Here is a 285-nt window from a genome sequence, read left to right as displayed (position 1 = left end):
CGGCAGTGTCAATAAATGGGTTTCAAACTACCTTAATAATGGCGTTACTGGCTTGAACAACAAACCGATTAAAGGTCGTCCAGCTAAATTAACCTTACAACAACTAAACACACTGTCAGATTATGTAAAACAGTCAGCAAGTTCTTCAGAAGGAGGCAGCCTAATGGGGGAAGATATTGCTCAGTATATTTATGACCAGTTCAACATAAGATATCACACCGATCATATTTACAAACTGCTCAAGAAGCGTGGGTTTAGCTGGATCACAAGCCGTTCTAAGCACCC

At 40.7% G+C, this 285-nt stretch carries 1 protein-coding gene; it reads left to right on the top strand.

What is annotated here, in order from left to right:
- Nucleotides 1-285, top strand: a 285-nt coding sequence (locus H5158_RS23210) for a helix-turn-helix domain-containing protein (protein ID WP_220491415.1), incomplete at both ends; no start/stop codon positions are given.

It is taken from the genome of Pseudoalteromonas sp. SR45-6 (assembly GCF_014163545.1).
Taxonomy (GTDB): Bacteria; Pseudomonadota; Gammaproteobacteria; order Enterobacterales; family Alteromonadaceae; genus Pseudoalteromonas; species Pseudoalteromonas rhizosphaerae.
The sequence above is the reverse complement of the archived record's forward strand: the minus strand, read 5'-3'. Positions and strand labels throughout refer to the sequence as shown.